This window comes from Pantoea sp. SGAir0418 (assembly GCF_043529865.1).
Map to the genome: position 1 here is coordinate 3,525,532 of NZ_CP027911.1, position 22,373 is coordinate 3,547,904.

Annotated in this window: 18 protein-coding genes; 11 read left to right on the forward strand and 7 right to left on the reverse strand. The window is 57.3% G+C overall.

The annotated features are described in order from the left end of the window. Window positions 1-4: 4 nt before the first annotated feature. The 6 genes from lptB to npr all read left to right on the forward strand — a co-directional run bounded on the left by lptB (window position 5) and on the right by npr (window position 4,346). Window positions 5-730, forward strand: a complete 726-nt coding sequence (gene lptB, locus C1N84_RS16530) for an LPS export ABC transporter ATP-binding protein (RefSeq protein ID WP_010618248.1) — start codon at window positions 5-7, stop codon at window positions 728-730. 48 nt (window positions 731-778) lie between these two features. Then, the gene (gene rpoN / locus C1N84_RS16535) at window positions 779-2,212 is read left to right on the forward strand and encodes an RNA polymerase factor sigma-54 (protein ID WP_031279740.1); all 1,434 of its coding nucleotides are present in this window, start codon (window positions 779-781) and stop codon (window positions 2,210-2,212) included. 21 nt (window positions 2,213-2,233) lie between these two features. Then, window positions 2,234-2,521 carry a ribosome hibernation promoting factor gene (gene hpf / locus C1N84_RS16540; protein ID WP_010618250.1) on the forward strand — a complete coding sequence of 96 codons (288 nt, stop codon included), beginning with the start codon at window positions 2,234-2,236 and terminating at the stop codon, window positions 2,519-2,521. 166 nt (window positions 2,522-2,687) lie between these two features. Next, complete coding sequence (ptsN, locus tag C1N84_RS16545) at window positions 2,688-3,170, forward strand: PTS IIA-like nitrogen regulatory protein PtsN (RefSeq protein ID WP_031279741.1); 483 nt, start codon at window positions 2,688-2,690, stop codon at window positions 3,168-3,170. Window positions 3,171-3,222: 52 nt separating this feature from the next. Beyond that, window positions 3,223-4,077 carry an RNase adapter RapZ gene (rapZ, locus tag C1N84_RS16550; protein ID WP_021507744.1) on the forward strand — a complete coding sequence of 285 codons (855 nt, stop codon included), beginning with the start codon at window positions 3,223-3,225 and terminating at the stop codon, window positions 4,075-4,077. After that, window positions 4,074-4,346, forward strand: coding sequence for a PTS phosphocarrier protein NPr (gene npr / locus C1N84_RS16555; RefSeq protein WP_058759594.1), 273 nt, complete (start codon window positions 4,074-4,076; stop codon window positions 4,344-4,346). The genes rapZ and npr overlap by 4 nt, the downstream gene beginning before the upstream one ends. 5 nt (window positions 4,347-4,351) lie before the next feature. Here the strand turns inward: npr and mtgA are convergent, their stop codons facing one another. Continuing rightward, window positions 4,352-5,074, reverse strand: coding sequence for a monofunctional biosynthetic peptidoglycan transglycosylase (mtgA, locus tag C1N84_RS16560; RefSeq protein ID WP_031279742.1), 723 nt, complete (start codon window positions 5,072-5,074; stop codon window positions 4,352-4,354). A gap of 306 nt (window positions 5,075-5,380) precedes the next feature. Between mtgA and C1N84_RS16565 the strand changes: the two genes are divergently transcribed. After that, on the forward strand, window positions 5,381-5,716 hold the full coding sequence (locus tag C1N84_RS16565) for a hypothetical protein (protein WP_104188002.1): 336 nt from the start codon (window positions 5,381-5,383) through the stop codon (window positions 5,714-5,716). Window positions 5,717-5,973: 257 nt separating this feature from the next. Here C1N84_RS16565 and arcB read toward each other — a convergent pair whose 3' ends face one another. Next, entirely contained in the window at window positions 5,974-8,307 is a 2,334-nt protein-coding gene (arcB, locus tag C1N84_RS16570; RefSeq protein ID WP_394541670.1) for an aerobic respiration two-component sensor histidine kinase ArcB, read from the reverse strand. A gap of 884 nt (window positions 8,308-9,191) precedes the next feature. On the opposite strand from arcB, the gene C1N84_RS16575 reads away from it, so the two are divergent. Together C1N84_RS16575 and C1N84_RS16580 are read left to right on the forward strand one after the other, a co-directional pair. Then, window positions 9,192-14,723: a glutamate synthase-related protein gene (locus C1N84_RS16575; protein WP_264441699.1), complete on the forward strand. Its 5,532-nt coding sequence runs from the start codon at window positions 9,192-9,194 to the stop codon at window positions 14,721-14,723. Between the two features lie 53 nt (window positions 14,724-14,776). Next, the gene (locus tag C1N84_RS16580; protein ID WP_058770697.1) at window positions 14,777-16,531 is read left to right on the forward strand and encodes a sulfite reductase subunit alpha; all 1,755 of its coding nucleotides are present in this window, start codon (window positions 14,777-14,779) and stop codon (window positions 16,529-16,531) included. Between the two features lie 111 nt (window positions 16,532-16,642). Here C1N84_RS16580 and sspB read toward each other — a convergent pair whose 3' ends face one another. The 5 genes from sspB to zapE form a co-directional block, all read right to left on the reverse strand. Next, window positions 16,643-17,128 (reverse strand): ClpXP protease specificity-enhancing factor, encoded by a 486-nt coding sequence (gene sspB, locus C1N84_RS16585; RefSeq protein WP_021507752.1) that lies wholly within the window; start codon window positions 17,126-17,128, stop codon window positions 16,643-16,645. A gap of 3 nt (window positions 17,129-17,131) precedes the next feature. Beyond that, window positions 17,132-17,773: a stringent starvation protein SspA gene (gene sspA, locus C1N84_RS16590; protein WP_021507753.1), complete on the reverse strand. Its 642-nt coding sequence runs from the start codon at window positions 17,771-17,773 to the stop codon at window positions 17,132-17,134. A 329-nt stretch (window positions 17,774-18,102) separates the two neighbouring features. Further along, on the reverse strand, window positions 18,103-18,495 hold the full coding sequence (rpsI, locus tag C1N84_RS16595; protein ID WP_021507754.1) for a 30S ribosomal protein S9: 393 nt from the start codon (window positions 18,493-18,495) through the stop codon (window positions 18,103-18,105). A gap of 15 nt (window positions 18,496-18,510) precedes the next feature. Next, window positions 18,511-18,939, reverse strand: coding sequence for a 50S ribosomal protein L13 (gene rplM / locus C1N84_RS16600; RefSeq protein WP_021507755.1), 429 nt, complete (start codon window positions 18,937-18,939; stop codon window positions 18,511-18,513). Window positions 18,940-19,177: 238 nt separating this feature from the next. Beyond that, window positions 19,178-20,305 carry a cell division protein ZapE gene (zapE, locus tag C1N84_RS16605; RefSeq protein WP_058759600.1) on the reverse strand — a complete coding sequence of 376 codons (1,128 nt, stop codon included), beginning with the start codon at window positions 20,303-20,305 and terminating at the stop codon, window positions 19,178-19,180. A 184-nt stretch (window positions 20,306-20,489) separates the two neighbouring features. On the opposite strand from zapE, the gene zapG reads away from it, so the two are divergent. Both zapG and degQ read left to right on the forward strand, forming a co-directional pair. Continuing rightward, on the forward strand, window positions 20,490-20,894 hold the full coding sequence (zapG, locus tag C1N84_RS16610) for a Z-ring associated protein ZapG (RefSeq protein ID WP_021507757.1): 405 nt from the start codon (window positions 20,490-20,492) through the stop codon (window positions 20,892-20,894). Between the two features lie 108 nt (window positions 20,895-21,002). Beyond that, window positions 21,003-22,373, forward strand: a complete 1,371-nt coding sequence (gene degQ, locus C1N84_RS16615; protein WP_031279744.1) for a serine endoprotease DegQ — start codon at window positions 21,003-21,005, stop codon at window positions 22,371-22,373.

Here is a 22,373-nt window from a genome sequence, read left to right on the forward strand (position 1 = left end):
CGCTATGGCCACATTAGTCGCTGAAAACCTGGCGAAAGCCTACAAAGGCCGTCGCGTAGTAGAAGATGTCAGCCTGCAGGTGAAATCCGGCGAGATTGTCGGCCTGCTGGGCCCCAACGGGGCCGGTAAAACCACCACTTTCTACATGGTGGTCGGCATCGTGCCGCGTGATGCCGGCCGCATCATCATTGATGAAGAAGATATCAGTATTCTGCCGCTGCATGCGCGCGCGCGGCGCGGCATCGGTTATCTGCCGCAGGAAGCGTCGATCTTTCGCCGTCTGAGCGTCTACGACAACCTGATGGCGGTACTGCAGGTGCGTGACGACCTGACGGAAGAGCAGCGTCAGGATCGCGCCAATGAGCTGATGGACGAGTTCCACATCGGCCATCTGCGCGACAGCATGGGCCAGGCGCTGTCGGGCGGTGAACGTCGCCGCGTCGAGATTGCCCGTGCGCTGGCCGCCAATCCAAAGTTTATCCTGCTGGATGAACCTTTTGCCGGCGTTGACCCCATCTCCGTTATCGATATCAAAAAGATCATCGAACACCTGCGTGACAGCGGCCTCGGCGTGCTGATCACCGACCACAACGTGCGTGAAACGCTCGCGGTGTGTGAGCGCGCATATATCGTCAGCCAGGGCCATCTGATTGCCCACGGCACGCCAGATGAAATTCTTGCAGATGAGCAGGTTAAGCGGGTTTATTTGGGCGAAGAGTTCAGACTCTGATAAGGTGTCGGCATACCCGACATTTGCTTAGGAAATTCTAGCCGGATTATGAAGCAAGGTTTGCAACTCAGGCTCAGCCAACAGCTGGCGATGACCCCCCAGTTGCAGCAGGCAATCCGCTTGCTGCAACTCTCTACGCTTGAACTCCAGCAGGAACTGCAACTGGCGCTGGAAAGCAATCCGCTGCTTGAACAAACCGATCTGCACGATGAAGTCGACGCCCGCGAATTTCAGGAGAACGAGGCGTTAGATACCCGTGAGGCACTCGAACAGAAAGAGATGCCGGAAGAGCTGCCGCTCGATGCCACCTGGGACGAGATCTACACGGCCGGTACGCCCTCCGGCACCGGCACCGATTACCAGGACGACGAGCTGCCGGTGTATCAGGGTGAAACCACGCAGTCGCTGCAGGACTATCTGATGTGGCAGGTAGAACTGACGCCGTTCACCGACACCGACCGCGCCATCGCTACCTCCATCGTCGATGCCATTGACGATACCGGTTATCTCACCGTCAGCTTACAGGACATTTGTGACAGTATTGGTGACGAAGAGCTGACGCTGGAAGAGGTGGAAGCGGTGCTGAAGCGCGTACAGCGTTTCGATCCGGTGGGCGTCGGCGCACGCGATCTGCGTGACTGCCTGCTGGTGCAGCTGTCGCAGTATGCGGCCGATATGCCGATGCTGAACGAAGCACGGCTGATCGTCAGCGAGCATCTCGACCTGCTGGCTAACCACGATTTCCGCAGCCTGATGCGCGTTACGCGGCTGAAAGAAGAGGTGCTGAAGGAAGCGATGCTGCTGATTCAGTCGCTCGATCCGCGCCCCGGGCAGTCCATCAATACCAGCGAGCCCGAGTACGTGATTCCCGATGTGCTGGTGCGCAAGACTGGCACACGCTGGACGGTGGAGCTGAACGCTGACAGCCTGCCGCGCCTGAAGATTAATCAGCATTACGCCGCGATGGGCGGTTCTGCGCGTAATGACAGTGACAGTCAGTTTATTCGCAGCAACTTACAGGAAGCCCGCTGGCTGATTAAGAGCCTGGAGAGCCGCAACGACACGCTGCTGAAAGTGACGCGCTGTATTGTCGAACAGCAGCAGGCGTTTTTTGAACAGGGTGAAGAGTATATGCGTCCGATGGTGCTGGCGGATATCGCCCAGGCCGTGGATATGCATGAATCCACCATTTCCCGCGTCACCACGCAAAAGTATTTGCACAGCCCGCGTGGCATTTTTGAACTGAAGTATTTTTTCTCCAGTCACGTCAGCACCGAAGGCGGTGGCGAAGCCTCGTCGACGGCGATCCGTGCACTGGTGAAAAAATTAATCTCCGCGGAAAATCCCGCAAAACCCTTGAGCGACAGCAAACTGACCTCCATGTTATCTGAACAGGGCATCATGGTGGCGCGACGTACGGTTGCTAAGTATCGCGAGTCTTTATCTATACCGCCATCAAACCAGCGCAAGCAGCTGGTTTGACCGAAACAAGAAGGAAGACCTATGCAGCTAAACCTTACCGGACTGAATGTTGAGATAACCGACCCACTGCGCGAATTTGTAAATAACAAATTTGCCAAACTGGAACACTATTTTGATCGTATCAATCAGGTTTATATTGTTCTGAAAGTGGAGAAGGTGACGCAGATTGCGGAAGCAACCCTGCACGTCAACGGCGGGGAGCTGCACGCCACATCGGAAGCGGAAGACATGTACGCGGCCATCGACGGGCTGATTGACAAGCTGGCCCGTCAGCTGACCAAACACAAAGACAAACTGAAAAAACACTAACCTTCACGCTTGCAGAGTGCTGACGGGTTCAGCACTCAGAGGAGAAATGGGGCGGGTCACCGCCCCGTTTTGTCATCTGCGCAAGCGCCTGCAGTCACCTGCCCTGCCCGTTCGCGGTGTCCCGGTACGTGCCTTACGGCTATGTGAACACGCAAGTGAAACGATGATGAACAACGATCTGACACTGGAATTGAGCGCGGTCCTTTCGCTGGACTGCACCCGCAGCGGCGTACACTGCCAGAGTAAAAAGCGCGCGCTGGAAATTATCAGCGAGCTGGCCGCTAAGCAGCTCAATCTGCCGCACCAGACGCTTTTTGAAGCCATCCTGACCCGTGAACGCATGGGCAGTACCGGCATTGGCAACGGCATCGCCATCCCGCACGGCAAGCTGGAGGAGGATACGCTGCGCGCCGTTGGCGTGTTTATCAGCCTCGACCAGCCTATCGCCTTTGACGCCGTCGACAACCAGCCGGTTGACCTGCTGTTTGCCCTGCTGGTGCCCGCAGACCAGTGCAAAACCCATCTGCACACCCTGTCGCTGGTGGCGAAACGCCTGGCGGATAAAACCGTCTGCCGCCGTTTGCGCGCGGCACAGAGCGATGAAGAGCTCTACGCCATCATTACAGAAGCTCAGGAAGATCACGCTTAAGCGACAGACACTTTTACCGGCCTGCGTGCCGGTTTAACACGGGAGAAATGTGATGGTGCTGATGATCGTTAGCGGTCGGTCAGGCTCAGGAAAATCAGTCGCGCTGCGCGCCCTTGAGGATATGGGCTTCTACTGTGTCGATAACCTGCCGGTGGTGCTGCTGCCGGAGCTGGCGAACACCTTAACCGAGCGCAATATCTCAGCGGCGGTTAGCATTGACGTGCGCAACATGCCGGAATCACCGGAGGTGTTTGAGCAGGCACTGAACAATCTGCCGGAAGCGTTCTCGCCACAGCTGCTGTTTCTGGACGCCGATCGCAATACGCTGATCCGCCGCTACAGCGACACGCGCCGCCTGCATCCGCTCTCCAGCAAAAATCTGTCGCTGGAAAGCGCCATTGATGAGGAAAACGATCTGCTGGAGCCGCTGCGCTCGCGTGCCGATCTGATCATCGATACCTCAGAGATGTCGGTGCATGAGCTGGCAGAAATGCTGCGCACGCGCCTGCTGGGCAAGCGTGAGCGTGAACTCACCATGGTGTTTGAATCCTTCGGCTTCAAGCACGGCATCCCGATCGACGCCGATTACGTGTTTGACGTGCGGTTCCTGCCTAACCCGCACTGGGATCCGAAGCTGCGTCCGATGACCGGGCTCGATCGTCCGGTGGCGGCCTTCCTCGATCGTCACACCGAAGTGCACAACTTTATCTACCAGACGCGCAGCTATCTCGAGCTGTGGCTGCCGATGCTGGAAACCAATAACCGCAGCTATCTGACGGTGGCGATTGGCTGTACCGGCGGTAAGCACCGTTCGGTCTACATTGCCGAACAGCTGGCAGACTATTTCCGTTCGCGCGGTAAAAATGTGCAGTCCCGTCATCGCACCCTGGAAAAACGCAAATCATGACCGTGAAGCAAACCGTTGAGATTCGAAATAAGCTGGGTATGCATGCGCGCCCGGCGATGAAGCTATTTGAGCTGGTGCAGAGTTTTGATGCGGAAGTGCTGCTGCGTAACGAGGCCGGTACCGAAGCCGAAGCCAGCAGCGTGATTGCGCTACTGATGCTCGACTCCGCTAAAGGCGGTCATATCGAAATCGAGGCCAGCGGCCCGCAGGAAACCCAGGCGCTGGCCGCGGTCATTGAGCTGTTTGAAGCCGGTTTTGACGAAGACTAACCGCGTCAGTGCAGCTGGTAACGGTTGAGAAAACCCTCGCCGCCCAGCTGGCGCATCTGGCGCATAATCCACTGCTGGCGCTGACGAATGTAGCCGGACGGTGCATCCGCGCGGAAGCGAATCGGATTCGGCAGCACCGCCGCCAGCAAAGCGGCTTCCGCCATGCTCAGCCGACTGGCAGGCTTGTGGAAATAGCGCTGCGATGCCTCTTCCACACCAAACACTCCATTACCGAATTCCGCAATATTCAGGTACACCGTCAGAATGCGGCGTTTGGTCCATACCGTTTCCAGTCCCACCGTCAGCCCGGCCTCCAGCCCTTTGCGCACCCAACTGCGGCCATCCCACAAGAACAGATTCTTCGCCGTCTGCTGAGACAGCGTTGAAGCGCCGCGCATCCGTTCGCTGCCGTCATTGTCCAGCACCTGCTGAATGGCATGCACGTCAAAGCCCCAGTGCTCAGGAAACTTCTGATCTTCCGAGGCGATCACCGCCAGCGCCATCCACGGTGAAATCTCATCCATTCCCACCCAGTCTGAATGGGCGACATAATCGAAGCGTCCGCTGAACCACGCGCCAAGCTGCCGCTCCACCATTACCGCCGAAAACGGCACCGGCAAAAATGCGAACAGCACAATACCGGCCAGCCACAGACCCAGCCATGCCAGAAGCACCCTGCCAGCCAGCCGCTTCAGGCGCTGGACCATCTTCCCTTTACTCTTACTCATGCAATCGTCTCTTACCGGTTCCCTGGATTAATCAATTACTCAGGTCATGATTTCAAATAGCGGTGATGCAAGCCGGAATTTTATCTCTGCGGCATCGCGACCACCAGCCAAACTCATTGCGCGGGCAACCATCGTTCCTCTATTAGAGCCAGTCGCATCAAGCACTTCCGGCAAAAAGGAATCGGTTCCATGCAGAAAAATCGCGCAGCGCCCACGGGCATAAATACTTAACCGATTGTGATACTGCTCACGTTAAACCTTTCACGATGTTTAACTATCATCTTTAGTAGTCAGTGAAGATGTTCATTGACAACCGAGACCATTCTGAAAAACACGGCGCAAATAGCGACAATTACGCTTCAGGCCAGGGCTCAACCTGTAAAACGTTTTACCGCCCATCCGGTTTACGCTAACCGTTCAATGCCCGAACTGGAACTTTCAGCCGGGGGTTTCCAAAACGTTTTGGATAACCGCGGCAAAATCTGGTTATTCATTATTAGAATCAATAACATGAGCATAAAAACGGCCGTTGCGCTGCGCTTTTTGCCGTTTCCCTTCGCTGCGCAGCGCTTTCCGGACCGCGACTGTGGGAAAACCAGGCAAAAAACCGAACATTTGCTCAAAAATAGTGCAATACGCTAAAGAAATTGATTCCTTGCTTGACTGTGTCAGCAAATTAATGTTTTCTGTATTTAAACGCTGCTCAACATCACACAATTTAATGAATCTTGTCACAAGCTGTGGCGAATTTGCTAAGGTGATTTTGAAGCGTTAACCAATACCACGCTGTTGCTTTTGTATTCGATTTCTAATAATAGCAGCAGCGCCCATTTCCCTGGTGTTGGCGCAGTATTCGCGCACCCCGGTTTCGACTGGGGTCATTTTTTTTCTGGCCCGCGCTATTTTTCCCGCTCCGCAACCCAGTTCCGTAATACTTCAACGTCGTGCCGCCACTCGTGCTTCAGCTCGTCGACCCACTCCTGCACGTTATCCCACCAGGCCGGCAATTCCGGTGACTGAATCTGTTTCGCCAGCTTCTGCAGATGCAGCAGGCCGACGGAGCCCGCCGCGCCTTTGATCTTGTGCCCCTCTTCGGCGATGCCCTTCTGGTCACGCGCCATCATGTTGGAGTCCAGCACCTCAAGATAACCCGGCATCATCTGCTCGAACATCGTCAGGCTTTGGGTGATCAGCCCCGGACCAACCAGCTCGATATACTGCTCCAGCATGTCGACATCCAGCAGCGTGCGTGACTGTTCCGCGTCGGCGTCACTCACCACCGCTTCCGCTTCGGCCTGGTAATCCCAGAATTTCTTGATCATCGCGGTCAGCGCCGGCACCGCCAGCGGTTTGCTCAGCACATCGTCCATGCCGGCATCGAGATACTCTTTTTTATCCTTCAGCACATTGGCAGTCAGCGCCACCAGCGGCGGCAGCGTCACGCCGGCGTGCTGCTGATGAATGGCGCGCGACACATCGAGGCCGGTCATGTCCGGCAGCTGGATATCCAGCAGCACCAGGTCGAACTCCAGCGGATCGAACATCGCCAGCGCCTCACCGCCGGTCATCGCCACCTCCACGCTGCAACCCAGCTTCTCCAGTACTGAGCGCGCCACAATCACGTTGAGCTCAATATCTTCTACCAGCAGCACGTGCAGCGCCGGCAGCGGCATGCTGTCGTCCTGATCCTCATCTTCCACTTCATCCGCCACGCGCGGCGCATGGATTTCCACGGTAAAGCACGAGCCCTGACCCGGTGCGCTGCTGACGGTAATATCGCCGCCCATCGCCTGCGCCAGCCGGCGTGACACCGCCAGGCCAATTCCGGTGCCGGTGGCCGGTTTACCGCCGTGCTGATCTTTCACCTGGTAATACATGGCGAAGATTTTGTCCTGCTCTTCCTGCGGAATGCCCATCCCGGAGTCCTGCACCTCAAAGTGCAGCGTTTCGTCCTGGCGATAAGCGACGCGCACCACGATTTCGCCCTGCCGGGTAAACTTCACCGCATTGCCAATCAGGTTCCACAGAATCTGGCGCAGGCGCGTGCCGTCGGCGGAGATCTTGTGCGGCAGCGGCAGTTCCGGTGCCATGACGAACTTCAGCCCTTTCGGCTGCGCCAGCAGGCCGGAGAGGTTTTCCAGGTCGGCGAGGAAGCCGGTGAAATCCAGCGGCTGGTTATCCAGCTGCACTTTGCGCCGCTCAATCTTGTCGACTTCAATCACATCATTAAAGATGTTGCCGAGGGTGATGGCCGAGACGTGAATGGTTTTCAGGTACTTCAGCTGCTCCTGATTAAGATCGGTATCCAGCAGGATGCGGCTCAACCCGACGATGCCGTTAAGCGGCGTACGCAGCTCGTGGCTGATGGTGGAGATAAAGGTGGTCTTTTCACGGCTGGCGTTCTCCAGCGCGTCCTGATAGCGCTTACGCTCGGTAATATCGCGTCCGAAGCCCATCAGACCGCTGCGCTTACCAACGCGGTCGTAATACGGCACTTTGCGGATTTCAAAGCAGGCTTTGCGCCCGTCCGGATACTGCAGCCACTGTTCATAGGTGAGCGACACATTGTGGCGAAACACCTTCTCATCGGTCTCCAGCACTTTGGTGGCGGCATCTTCGTCATAAATGTCGCGCGGCGTCAGGCCAATCAGCTGCTTCTCACTCAGGCCGGTGAGCAGTTCCATGGCGCGGTTACAGCCAGAGAACTGTTTGTCGATGTTGCGATAGAACACCAGGTCGGGCGAGGCATCGAGGAACGAACGCAGGAAGGAAGATTGCTGCTCCAGCTCAATCTGCGCCTGTTCACGCCGCGTCATCTCTTCGCGCAGCTTATCCATCACCTGCTCGCGCGCCTGCTCTGCTTTAATACGGTCGCTGATTTCCTGGTTCAGCTGGCTGATGGTCTCTTTCATCTGCTGATTCAGTTCAAGGTCGCGCGTGCGCATCTCCTCCAGCTTGTCCACCAGCTTCGACAGCCGCTGGCGCGACTCCTCCAGCTGATCGACCACCACGGAGAGAAAGTAGACCGCCCACGGGGTAATCAGCAGGCCAAAAAACACTGAACGTACGACGTCGATACTTTCAACGTGGCCACGCAGCACCATGGTGACCGCCATCTGCACTACCATTGCCAGCACCACCAGCGCCGAAGCCAGCAGCAGCGAAAACCGCACCAGCCCGAGCTTGACCATTAAATCCACGTAGTACTGTGCTAAAAGACGAATCTGTTTCATCACGCGCTCCCTGAACGAATCTGGCTCATCATAGCGTAATTATCCGCGCGCTGCGCCGCCGCACGCGCCGTGCGGACTGACTTTACGCCCTGTTATGGTGCAGCAGCGCGGCGTTTCGCCGACGTTCGCGCCTTTATGCCTAAAGCGCTTGACTAATTCTGCCAACTGAATAATCTGGAGGGCCGCGCTTTTGCGGGTCCCGGTGCCGCGTGCCCGGCGCATCCGCTTTCTGCAGCCATCCCTCCTGATGGTTGCCTTCCGTTATTGCATATCCATTCAGCTTAAGTGCTGTTTTAATCACACCCTGGTTAATTAATTTTACTAATGGCAACCGCGTTTTGATTCAAATGTTCCGCCATAAGAAAAACAGATACATGCTGTGCACGAAACGGTCCAAACAGAATTTTGTGCTGGCATCCCCACATTCAACAGCATGGTCTGGAAATATGAGGCCGATCACACAGTGAGACGGCTCACACTTCATAAGGGAATCAGAAAGGTCAGATTGACATATATTTACGTAATAAAAACATAATAATCATACAGTTAAATCGCAAAAAGGCTGATTAACCGTAATAAAGCTGGCTATTTGACCTGAGTTCGCTTTCCCGATAAGTTGGAATTCCGCTGGATGCTTTCCAGTCGGGACTGTGTCTCGGCATATCTATGCAGCAAGAAGACTCCCTCTGGATGCAAGTTATCTCCCTTAGAGACCGGATTTTATGGACAGCCAATCAAGGACGTGAATCAGTGCCTTGATTGTCGTTGTCCGGTGTTGCGACGTCCGCGTAAAAGCGCGCGAAAACAAATTGATACAGCACGCAGCAGCGCTCTGTGCCTGAAATAATGCAGGTAATGTCTAAAGCAGTTTAAGGAGACCCTCAATGTCCACTCAACAACCTAACCCCTGGGGTTTGTATGATCCATCAGCAGGAAGCGACAGCTGTGGTGTAGGTTTTATTACCCGCAAGGACGGCGAGCAGACCCATGAAATCCTGCAGATGGCGCATAGCGCCCTGTGCACGGTACCGCACCGTGGCGGGATGTCTGCAGAGGGTGTGGGCGATGGTGCAGGCGTTAACGTTGACCTCTCCCTGAACTTCTTCCGTAAGCTGACCGGTCAGGCGCTGGAAGCGGGCCGCTTTGGCGTGGGCAACTTCTTTGTGCCAAAAGATGCGGCGCTGCGCGCGAACGCAGAGCGTCTGGTTGAAGAGACGCTGGCCGCTTACAACTTCCCGGTGCTGCTGAAGCGTGATATGCCGCTGGACAACAGCGTCACGCGCCCGGCCGCACAGCAGTTCCAGCTGCCGATCGTGCAGTGGGTGTTTGCCGCACCGCAGGACGTTACCGAGCAGAGCGACTTCGAGCGCCACATTTACCGTGCGCTGCTGGACATCGAAGCACGCGCTTTTACCGAAAGCGAATTCGGCGGCCTTTATCCGCTGTCGCTGTCGTCGCGCACTCAGGTGTTCAAAGCCCGCCTGAACTCCAACGAAGTGATTCCCTACTTCAAAGATCTGACCGATCCCGATCATCAGGTGCGCGGACTGTTTTTCCATACCCGCTTCTCCACCAATACCGATCCGCATACCACGATGGCGCAGCCGTTCCGTCTGATGGCGCACAACGGTGAGCTGAACACGGACCGTAAAAACCGCATCGCGGAAGCGGCACTGATGCTGGCGCGCGGCAAAAAGATCGTGCGGCCAAAAGGCCAGTCTGACAGTTCACGTCTCGATCAGAGCATCCACAGCCGTCTGATGGAAGATAACCTCGATCTGATCAACGCCGTGGTTTCAATGATGCCGCCGGCGTGGGAAAACGACACCTCGCTGTCGGCTGAAGTGCGCGCCATGCTCGAATACTTCTCGCTGTATGAAGAGAAGAACGACGGCCCCGCCGCGCTGATCTTCGGTAACGGCGAAGTGATTGGCGCACGGCTGGACCGTCTTGGTCTGCGTCCGCTGCGCTCCGTAGAAACCGCTGAATACATCGGTGCGATGTCAGAAGCCGGCCAGATCGCCTTCCCACCGGAGAGCGTGCTGCGCCGTGGCCGTATCGAAGCTGGCGGCATGCTCTATTACGATCACAAAGAGAAACGCTCTTACACCACCGTGCAGGCGCTGGAAAAGCTGGCGGCAGAAAAAGATTATCTCTCCCTGGTGCAGGCGGCACGCGTTGAACTGCAGCAGCTGCCGGAAGTGCCGGCAGATAAACTCGGCTCACCGCTGCGCTATCGCGGCGACCTGAAAACCTATCAGCGCTTTGTGGCTTACTACTACAACCAGGAAAGCTTCAAATTCATGATGGACCCGATGCTGCAAACCGGCGCTGAGAAGATCTCCGCGATGGGTTACGGCAACGCCATCAATGGCCTGTCCGATCATGAAGGCGGCATGGCGCACTACTTCTCGCAGCGCTTTGCACAGGTCACCAACCCGCCGCTCGACTCCATCCGTGAAGCGGACGGCATGACGCTGCGCGTGGCGCTCGGCGCTAAACCGCACCTCGGCCGCAGTAAAGGCCAGCAGATCATCGTGCCAAGCCCAATCCTGACGCACCTGGACATGCTGCGTCTGCGCGAGCAGAAAGTGGCGCCGTATGCGCGCTTCGAGATGCTGTATGAGCCGGTGATCGGTAAAGACATCGTCAGCCGCGCCGCCAACGCCAAAGCGCTGGAAAACGCTATCGATAACCTGGCGCAGCAGGTGGTGGATTTTGCCCGTCAGCAGGGCGGCATCGCGGTGATCACCGATCGCCATATCTCTTCAACTCATGCGGCCATTCCGATGCTGCTGATGGTGTCGGCCATCAACCAGCGTCTGGTGCAGGAAGGCCTGCGTCTGGATGTGTCACTGGTGGTCGAGAGCGGCCAGAGCATCTCCTCGCACCATATCGCCGCCACGCTCGGCTTTGGCGCCTCTGCCGTGTATCCGCTGGGCGTACAGATGCGTGCAGAAGAGAAGTTTGGCGAAGGTGAAGAAGGCAACAAAGCGTTCAAACGCTATGCCAAAGCGGCAGAAAAAGCGCTGATGAAAACCATGGGCAAAGTGGGCCTGTGTACCGTTGAGAGCTACAGCTGCGGTGAGTTCTTCGAGCCGAACTTCCTCGATACCGAAGATCCGGTGCTTAAGAAATATTTCCCGAATATCAAAACTCCGGTGGGCGGCGCGGGCTTCCCGGCCATCGCGCAAATGGCGGTGGACTGGCACCAGAGCGCACTGAAAATTCAGGGCGAAGCCGAAGTGCCACTGCTGGGTCTGTTCAAAGAACGTTCTGAGGGTGCGGGCCACTCGTATGGCACCATCGCAGTACGTACCTTTATTGATATGACAGAGCAGCCGATTCGTTTCGCCGACAAAGCGCGCGAAGAGGACAACTTTATCCGTCTGATGACGCTGGCCAGGCTGGATAACGCGTTCAGCATCAAAGCCGAGTCGTTTAAAGACAGCAGCTTCGAGCGCATCCCGAATGCGGTGATCGACAGCTTTGCTATCACGCCGGATTACCGTCAGTTCTCCAGCCTGATGCACGCTGAGCGTAAGCGTCGTCCGGCGGCACTGCGTGACATCCTCGCGCTGCCGTGCGATCTGACCCACGTGGACAGCGAAGCCGAATTTGGCCGCAAGCTGGGCCGCTACTCGCTGGTCAACAACGGCTTCGCCATTCGCGGCCTGCGCTGCGAAGCGGTGAACGGCAGCCTCAACCAGTTTGAGCTGCGTCTGATTGATGCCATTGCCGGCCTGAAGCCGGAGAGCGAGCGTCTGGCCGCGCTGTCACGCGCGCTGAAAACCCGCTTTAACGATGAGATCGAAAGCAGCAGCATCACTGAAGGCGTGTTGCACATTACCGCTTACGGTCAGGCAGCAGACTATCTGGCAAAAATCTTTACCGCGCTGCCTTCGCTGCCGCTGGAAGAGGTCCAGCCGGCGCACGAAATCACCCGTACCTTCGCCTCAGGCGCCATGAGCCACGGCGCGCTGGTCGCGCCGGCGCACGAAGCGGTGGCGCACGGCACCAATATGGTGGGCGGAATGAGTAACTGTGGTGAAGGTGGCGAACACTATTCACGCCACGGCACCATTCGCGCATCGCGCATCAAACAGCTGGCATCTGGTCGTTTCGGCGTGTGGGCGGCTTATCTGGCCGACCCGATGCTGGAAGAGCTGGAGATCAAAATTGGCCAGGGCGCTAAACCGGGCGAAGGCGGTCAGCTGCCAGCACCGAAAGTGACGGTGGAGATTGCGGCCGCACGTGGCGGTACGCCGGGTGTTGAGCTGGTATCACCGCCGCCGCATCACGATACTTATTCTATCGAGGATTTGGCGCAGCTGATCCACGACTGTAAAGCGGCGCGCGTGCGCGTTATCGTCAAACTGGTGTCGTCTGAAGGCATCGGTACTATCGCAGTCGGCGTGGCAAAAGCCGGCGCAGACGTCATCAACGTCGCCGGTAACACCGGCGGCACCGGCGCGGCGTCGGTCACCAGCCTGAAATACACCGGGCGCGTGGCAGAAATCGGTATCGCCGAAGTACACCAGGCGCTGTGCGCTAACGGGCTGCGTGACAAAGTGCAGCTGCGCTGCTCCGGCGCACAGCAGACCGGCAGCGACGTGATCAAATCAGCGCTGCTCGGCGGCGACAGCTTCGAGTTCGGCACCACCGCGCTGATGATGCTGAAATGCGTGATGGCGAAAAACTGTAACGTCAAATGCCCGGCTGGCCTCACCACTAACGCTGAAGCCTTCGATGGCGATCCGCGTCAGCTGGCGCAGTACTTCATCAACGTGGCGCAGGAAGTGCGTGAGTTCCTCGCACGCCTCGGTCTGCGTTCGCTGCGTGAAGCGCGCGGCCGCTCTGACCTGCTGCACCTGATGGATCATCCGCTGGAAGTGGGCAAACTCGATCTGCGCGCCATGCTGACTGTGGTGCCGGAGCAGAAGATCGCTCAGCCGGTGTATCTGGAAAAAGATTTCGAGCTGGACGATGGCTGGGTAGAAGAGCTGAAAACGCAGCTGGTTGATGCTGCCCGCCGCGAGATTACGCTGGGTAACGGCGTAACGCTGAACAACCGTAACAAGAGCGTTGGCGGTCAGCTGGCGATCGATATTGAGCGCATGCTGAACCACGAGCTGTCGGCGCAGCAGCTGGCGGCGCTGCCGGCGGTACTGCAGGATGACCGTGGCCGGAAATATCTGGCACCGCGCACAGTGCAGATTGATACCCGCGGGTCAGCCGGTCAGTCATTTGGCGCGTTCTGCAACGACGGCATGCAGATGAAGCATTACGGCACCTGTAACGATGGCGTCGGTAAAGGTCAGTGTGGCGGCGAACTGGTGGTGATGTCACCGGGCGGCGGTGCACAGGACAGCGACGGCAACGTGCTGATCGGTAACTTTGCGCTGTTCGGCGCGACCGGCGGTCGTCTGTTTGTTCAGGGCCAGGCCGGTGACCGTTTCGCCGTACGTAACTCAGGCGCCACCGCGGTGGTGGAAGGCGTCGGCGACTTCTGCTGTGAATACATGACTAACGGCGCGATTCTTAACCTCGGCACCTTTGGTAAAGGTTTCGGTAACGGCATGAGCGGCGGCTTCGCCTATCAGTACGATCCGTACCGTTCCCTGGCCGCGCACGCCGCCGGTGATTCGGTGCTGTTCGGCTCCATCGCTGACGAAGACGAAATGGCGCAGGTGCACAAGCAGGCAGTGCTGACCATGCTGCACTGGCACCTCGAAGCCACCCAGTCGCCGCGCGCGGCATGGCTGCTGGAGAACTGGGAAACCGAGTGTCAGCACTTCGTTTATGTGATGCCGCGCTCGCTGCTGCTGTATCAGGACGGCGGTGAAATCCTGAAAGCGAAAACGCGTAAGGATTTGCTGGAAGAGCTGTCCACGTCGCTGGCCGCGCATCAGGTTGCCAAGTTCAAATCAGCCTGGCGTGCGGGCAAAACCATCGCCGACGGTGCGGTACCGGCCTACGGCGCGACCGATACGCAGGAGATGTTTGTTCTGCTGAATAACTACACTGTTCTGAGCTTCGCGCAGCAGCTGGCGCTGGGCAAACTGCCGAAAGGCACAGCGGTGGAAGACGCGGCAGTCGAGAAAGCGGTTCGCAACCTGCTGATGACCGAAGATTTCGCGCTGGTCAGCAAGCTGCAGCGTCATGCCCGTGCGGCCATTGAGAACTACAGTGATGATGAGCTGGCAAGCCTGATCGCCGCCAAGCGTATGTCGGATTACAAAGCCGCGCTGACGCAGCGTAACATTCGCTCCATGGACAGCCTGGCAACCTATGGCTGGATCATTTATCAGGACGCCTGCAATCGTGAGGTACTGGGCCATCTGCCTGATTTTGAAGAGCTGTTTGCACGCGCCGCACTGCCAGAGATTGCCGCCGCGGTCGGGAAACTCTCCTGATTGCGCTGCGAAAGAAGATTGATGACGATAAAACGGTTTGAGTACTGATATCCATGAAGATTCCTTACATTCCTGAAGACGCGCCGTTTAACGGCGAACAGAAATACTGGCTGGCGGGGTTTCTCGCCGGTCTCCACTCGCGCCTGCTGGTATTAGAAGACAAGCAGACCGCACCGGCAGCGGGCGCCAGCGCCACCACCCAACTGCATATTCTGTTTGGTTCCCAGACCGGTAACGCCGAAGCGCTGGCGCAGACCGCAGCCAAGGCGGCGCGCGCTAAAGGCCTGGTGCCGGTAGTGCAGGCACTGGGTGAAGTGGATCTGGATGTGTTCGCCACCATGCGTCATGTACTGATCGTCACCTCCACCTACGGCGAAGGCGAAATGCCAGACAACGCACAGCTGTTCTGGCAGGCCATCTCAGCCAGCACCGCGCCGCGTCTGGAGCAGATGCACTTTGCCGTGCTGGCAATCGGCGATACCGGCTACGACGGTTTCTGCCAGGCCGGTAAGTTCATTGATATGCGCCTGGAGCAGTTGGGGGCGAAACGCGTGGTGGATCGCATCGACTGCGACATCGATTACGAAGAGCCTTCCAGCGAGTGGATTGGCAGCGCCATGCCACAGTTTGCCGCCAGCGCGGGCAGCAGCGGCACGGTGCTGGAGAGCGCGCCGGAAGCGCCGGTAATCCCAGGCAGCAACAAGCAAAACCCATACGCGGCGGCGCTGGTGACCAATAAGCGTCTGTCCGGCGAGCAGTCCGCCAAAGATATCCGTCACTTCGAATTTGACCTGAGCGACAGCGGCCTGAAATACGAAGCCGGTGATGCGCTGGGCGTGATCCCGGTGAACGATGCCGGGCTGGTGAGCCTGCTGCTGAGCGAGCTGAAAGCCGACTACGAAACCCCAGTGCCGGGCTTTGACCGTAACCTCGGCGATCTGCTGACCTATCAGTTCGAGATTTCTGAGCCGTCGCGCAAGCTGATTGAGTGGGTCGGACAGCACACCACCAACCAGGAGCTGCTGCACGTCCTGCAGCACGACGATAAAGATACGCTGGCCAACTGGCTGTGGGGCAAAGATACGCTGGATCTGCTGCAGCTCGAGCTGAAGCGTAATCTGTCGGTGCCGGAGCTGGTGGCGATGCTGCGTCCGCTGCAGCACCGTGCTTACTCCATTTCGTCCAGCTCGAAGGCGCACCCTAACCAGGTGCATCTGACCATCGCTTCCGTGCGCTATCACAGCGGTGGCCGCGAGCGTAAAGGCGTGTGCTCCACCTATCTGGCTGAACGCGTGCGTCGCGGAGAGAAGCCGGCGATCTTTATTTCGCCGAACAAAGCGTTCCGCGTGCCGGCGAACAATAACGCCCCGCTGATCATGGTCGGTCCGGGTACCGGCATCGCGCCGTTCCGCGCCTTCCTGCAGGAGCGCCAGGCGACCGGTGCTGAAGGTAAAAACTGGCTGTTCTTCGGCGACCAGCATCAGGAACATGATTACATTTATGCGGATGAGCTGGCGGGCTGGCAGCAGAGCGGTCTGCTGACGCATCTTGACCTGGCCTTCTCCCGCGATCAGGAAGAGAAGATTTACGTGCAGAACCGCATGCTGGAGAAAGGCGCTGAGCTGTACGCCTGGCTGCAGGAAGGCGCCTACTTCTACGTCTGTGGCGATGCCTCACGCATGGCTAAGGATGTCGACGCCGCGCTGTATGAAGTGGTGCGTCAGTTCGGTGGTCTTTCCAGCGAGCGTGCCGCAGCCTATATCGATCAGCTGAAGAAAGATAAGCGTTATCTGCGCGACGTTTATTAAGATGGGTACAAAGGGAGCGCTACGCTCCCTTTGGTCTGCCGCGCGCTAAGCCGCGCTGCGACACAGGCATAAAAAAACGGGCTAGTCAGCCCGTTTTTTATTTTCCGCGATTTACTTCACTACGCGCAGTGAAGGACGTCCACCGCGCGGCGGCGGTTCGTCATCCGGTGAAGAGTCGTCATCCGTCGCATCGTCCGGACGGTCACCATCAATCACCGACATCAGCGTCTCTTCCTGGCCGCCTTCCTGCTCGTCGCCGGACAGCTCATACGCAGGCTCCGGTTCGAACATGGTGCCGGCGCCGTTTTCGCGCGCGTAAATCGCCAGCACCGCAGCCATCGGCACGGATACCTGGCGCGGCACGCCGCCGAAACGCGCATTGAAGCGCACCTGATCGTTGGCAAGCTCAAGGTTACCCACCGCGCGCGGCGCGATGTTCAGGACAATCTGTCCGTCACGAGCGTACTCCAGCGGCACCTGTACGCCAGGCAGATTGATATCCACCACCAGATGCGGCGTCAGCTGGTTGTCGAGCAGCCATTCATAAAAGGCCCGCAGCAGATAGGGACGGCGGGCAGTAAGTTGCGACATTTCCATAGATTAGCCCCGGGCTTGCAGGCGCATTTCACGTTCGGCTTCCGTCAAAGAAGCGAGGAAGGAGTCACGTTCAAATACGCGCGTCATGTAGCCTTTCAGCTCTTTCGAACCTGCGCCAGCCAGATCCACACCCAGCTGCGGCAGACGCCACAACAGCGGCGCCAGATAGCAGTCAACCAGGCTGAACTCTTCGCTCATAAAGAACGGCGTACGTGAAAACAGCGGCGCGATGGCCAGCAGCTCTTCGCGCAGTTGCTTGCGCGCGGCATCGGCTTCGGCACCGCTGCTGGTTTCAATGGTACGCATCAGGCTGTACCAGTCCTGCTCAATGCGGTGCATCATCAGACGGCTTTCACCGCGCGCGACCGGATAAACCGGCATCAGTGGCGGATGCGGGAAACGCTCATCGAGGTATTCCATGATGATGCGGGATTCATACAGCGTCAGTTCACGGTCGACCAGCGTTGGCACAGTGCGATACGGGTTGAGGTCAATCAGATCCTGCGGCAGATTATCCGTTTCAACCTGCTCGATCTCCACGCTGACGCCCTTCTCAGCCAGCACGATACGTACCTGATGGCTGAAAATGTCAGTCGGACCAGAAAACAGCGTCATTACCGAACGTTTGTTGGCAGCGACAGCCATGAAAACCTCCAAGTTTGTTCACAAAAAAATACTGCGAATAGCCAACCACGCGGCGACTCACCTGCTCATCAGATTCGCACACAGCCGGGCGTTACGGGCATTGTCCGGTCGTCCCGACAGGAGCAGTATGCACAACGCCGCGACTCGCGGGCGCAAAGTGTCAGTCAGTTTACCAGATTTTAAGCAGCTTGTGGGGCGGGGATAATCATTTGCGGGCAAAATGCGGGGAAAGCTCGCGTTTTTGCGCTGAAAAAGCCGCGATTCAGGCAATAAAAAACCCGCCGAAGCGGGTTTTTTGAGCCAATTGTAACTGCCGAAGCAGCCAGCAATTAACGCTTGGAGAACTGTGGACGACGGCGTGCTTTACGCAGACCGACTTTCTTACGTTCAACCTGACGCGCGTCACGGGTAACGAAGCCCGCTTTACGCAGTTCAGAACGCAGAGACTCGTCGTATTCCATCAGAGCGCGGGTGATACCGTGACGGATCGCACCAGCCTGACCAGAAATACCACCACCTTTAACGGTGATGTACAGGTCCAGTTTACCAACCATATCAACCAGCTCCAGCGGCTGACGCACGACCATGCGTGCAGTCTCACGACCGAAGTACTGCTCCAGAGAGCGCTGGTTAATTACGATGTTACCGCTACCCGGCTTGATAAAGACGCGAGCGGCAGAGCTTTTGCGGCGACCAGTGCCGTAGTTTTGAGTTTCAGCCATTGCCTATAATCCCGATTAAATGTCAAGAACTTGCGGTTGCTGCGCCGCGTGGTTGTGCTCGTTACCTGCGTAAACTTTCAGTTTACGGTACATAGCACGACCCAGTGGGCCTTTTGGCAGCATGCCTTTAACCGCGATTTCAATCACACGCTCAGGACGGCGTTCGATCATCTCTGCAAAGGTCGCTTGCTTGATACCACCGATGTGGCCAGTGTGGTGATAGTAAATCTTGTCGTTACGCTTGTTGCCGGTTACAGCAACTTTGTCAGCGTTCAGAACGATGATGTAATCACCGGTATCAACGTGCGGAGTGTATTCCGCTTTGTGCTTACCACGCAGACGGCGCGCCAGTTCAGTCGCCAGGCGACCCAGGGTTTTGCCAGTTGCGTCAACAACATACCAGTCACGCTGTACGGTTTCTGGTTTAGCTGTAAAAGTTTTCATTGAAAAGCTTACCCAAATAAAAGTTACACGTTGGTGAAATCCCAAACGCTAAGTTAACGATTGAGGCTCACACGACCAATTCGCCCAGCAAGCCCACCCCCTCAGGTAGAGTTACCGGATCACACAGTTTTCCGGGAAAAGAAAGCCTGTGCTGTAACGTGGGGTCGCAAGATTATAGAGAAGTCGAATCTAAAGATCGACTCTTTTTGCGCCCGAAGCGGTGATTTCTGTTTGCCCCTCAGGGCAGGTGCGGCAGGCGAAGATACTCCTCGCTCTGCATCTCCTGCAGGCGCGACAGACAGCGCTGATATTCGAATTTCAGCCGCGTGCCCTGATAGATTTCAAACAGCGAGGTTTCTGCCGCCACCACCAGCTTGACGTGGCGCTCGTAGAACTCATCCACCAGCGCGAGGAACCGCCGCGCCTGGTCTTCCGTTTTGTAAATCATCACCGGCACATCGTACAGCAGCACGCTGTGGAAGCGGCGCGACAGCTCAATGTAATCGTGCTGGCTGCGCCCCTCACCGCATAACGCGAGGAAGTTGATGGCCAGTACGCCTTCGTGAACGCCGAGCGTCGGCAGCTGGCGATGGTTAATCTCCAGCACCGGCGCGTCGCCGCGCGGTTTACCGGACAGCGCGCTGAACATGCGCTCCATCTCCGCGTGCGTTGCGTCGTTAAGCGGGAAATTCCACAGATGGGCCGATGTCAGGGTGCGCAGGCGATAATCAATGCCGGCATCGACATTCATCACATCGCAGTGGCGCTTGATCTGCTCGATAGCCGGCAGAAAACGCGCCCGCTGCAGGCCGTTGCGGTACAGCTCATCCGGCGGAATGTTGGAGGTCGCCACCAGCGTAATGCCGCGGGCAAACAGCGCTTCCATCAGGGTACCAAGCAGCATTGCGTCGGTAATGTCGGAGACAAAAAACTCGTCGAAACAGAGAATATCGGTTTCCGCTTTGAAACGGTCAGCGACAATCAGCAGCGGGTCGCTGTGGCCCTGCAGCTGCGTTAACTCTTCGTGCACGCGCAGCATGAAGCGATGGAAATGCAGACGCAGTTTGCGATCGCCAGGAATAGACTGAAAAAACAGATCCATTACCCAGGTTTTACCGCGTCCGACGCCGCCCCACATATACAGGCCACGCACCGGCGCTTCATGGCTCTCCGGCGCTTTATTCATCAGCTTTGATAAGCGGCCAAACAGCCCTTTAGCTGCCGGCTGCGGCTGCTGCTGGCGGGCAATCAGGCCTTGCTGAATGCGATCTAAACGGGTGATGGCGTCACGTTGTACATCGTCCGGACGAAACTCGCCCTGCGACAGCGCCTGCTCATAGCGCGCAAGCGGAGATGAGGTTTGCATGGTTCTCTCAGAATCCCTGAAAAAGTCCGAATCACGTGTCGGTTGTCGAAAATTAGGCCGCTCTACACTAAGCGATACAGCCCGAGGATTCCACTTCCGATGGATTAACGGGTATAGTGGCTACTATTGAAGTTGAAACAGAAGCAATGCCCTACGAAGCAACGGAAATTACACGGGAGTCATTATGACCTGGGAATACGGGCTGATTGGTTTAGTGATTGGCATTATTGTCGGCGCGGTAGCGATGCGTTTTGGCAACAAAAAGCTGCGTGAGCAGCGCAGCATGCAGTACGAACTGGAAAAATCCAAAGCGGAGCTGGCGGATTACCGCGAAGAGCTCACCAACCACTTTGCGCGCAGCGCAGAGTTGCTGGACAACATGGCGCGCGACTATCGCCAGCTGTATCAGCACATGGCGAAAGGGTCGAATGACCTGCTGCCAAATCTGCCGGGCGAGAAAAACCCGTTTGCTTACCAGCTGACGGAAGCCGAGGCCGATAACGACCAGGCGCCGGTGCAGATCCCGCGCGACTACTCTGAAGGCGCATCGGGCCTGCTGCGCAGCGGCGAACGCACCACCCGCAGTTAATCCTTTTGGGGCACAGCATGGCTGTGCCCTTTTTGTTTTCCGAACGCTTATTACCAATAACTGTCACACTTCTTTTATCCCCCTTTTCGCAGCGAGAGCGTCATAGCAATGAAAAAACCAGCACGACTGTTAAGCGCATTAGCCTTGAGCATTGGGATGAGTCTGGCGGCGACGCCGGGTGCCATGGCCACGTTGCCGGCACAGATTCAGGGACAAGCACTGCCAAGCCTGGCACCGATGCTGGAAAAAGTGCTGCCGGCGGTGGTCAGCGTGCATGTCGAGGGCACCGACAGCGGTCAGCAGGGCCAGGATATTCCCGAGCCGCTGAAGCGCTTCTTTGGCCAGGCGCCCGGGCAGTCTCAGCCACAGCCGTTTGAAGGGCTGGGTTCCGGCGTCATCATCGACGCAGCTAAAGGCTACATTCTGACCAACAATCACGTGGTAAACGGTGCGGATAAAATCAGCGTGCAGCTGAGTGATGGCAACGAATATGACGCAAAGCTGATTGGTCATGACGAGCAAACCGACATCGCGCTGATTCAGGTAGAAGGCGCAAAAAACCTCACGCAGGTGAAAATTGCTGATTCTGACGCGCTGAAAGTGGGTGATTTTGCCGTGGCTATCGGCAACCCGTTCGGCCTCGGTCAGACGGCGACGTCCGGCATTATCTCGGCGCTGGGCCGCAGCGGGCTGAATCTGGAAGGGCTGGAGAACTTTATTCAGACCGATGCCGCCATCAACCGTGGTAACTCTGGCGGCGCGCTGGTGAACCTCAACGGCGAGCTGATCGGCATTAACACCGCCATTCTGGCGTCGAGCGGCGGCAACATTGGTATTGGCTTTGCCATCCCCAGCAACATGGCGATGAACCTGGCGCAGCAGCTGATTCAGTTCGGCGAAGTGAAGCGCGGACAGCTCGGGATCAAAGGGACAGAAATGACCGCCGATATCGCGAAAGCGTTTAACGTCGATGCGCAGCGCGGGGCATTTGTCTCTGAAGTGCTGCCGAAGTCGGCGGCGGAACAGGCGGGCATCAAAGCGGGCGACATCATTACCGCCATTAACGATAAGCCAATCACCAGCTTTGCCGAACTGCGGGTGAAAGTCGGCACCACGCCGCCAGGCCAGCAGGTGAAAATCGGTCTGCTGCGCGATGGCAAACCGCTGACGGTGACCGTAACGCTGGAACAGAGCGCGCAGAGTACCGCCAGCGCCCAGCTGATGTCGCCAGCGCTGCAGGGCGCCACGCTCAGTGACGGCAATACCAAAGCCGGCGATAAAGGGGTCAAAGTCGATACCATCGAAAAAGGCACGCCGGCAGAACAGGTTGGCCTGCAGAAAGACGATGTGATTGTCGGCGTCAACCGTACGCGGGTGCAGAGCCTCGCCGAGATGCGCAAAGTGCTGGAGGGCAAACCGCCGGTACTGGCGCTGAACGTGGTGCGCGGCGACGAGAGTATTTACCTGCTTCTGCGATAA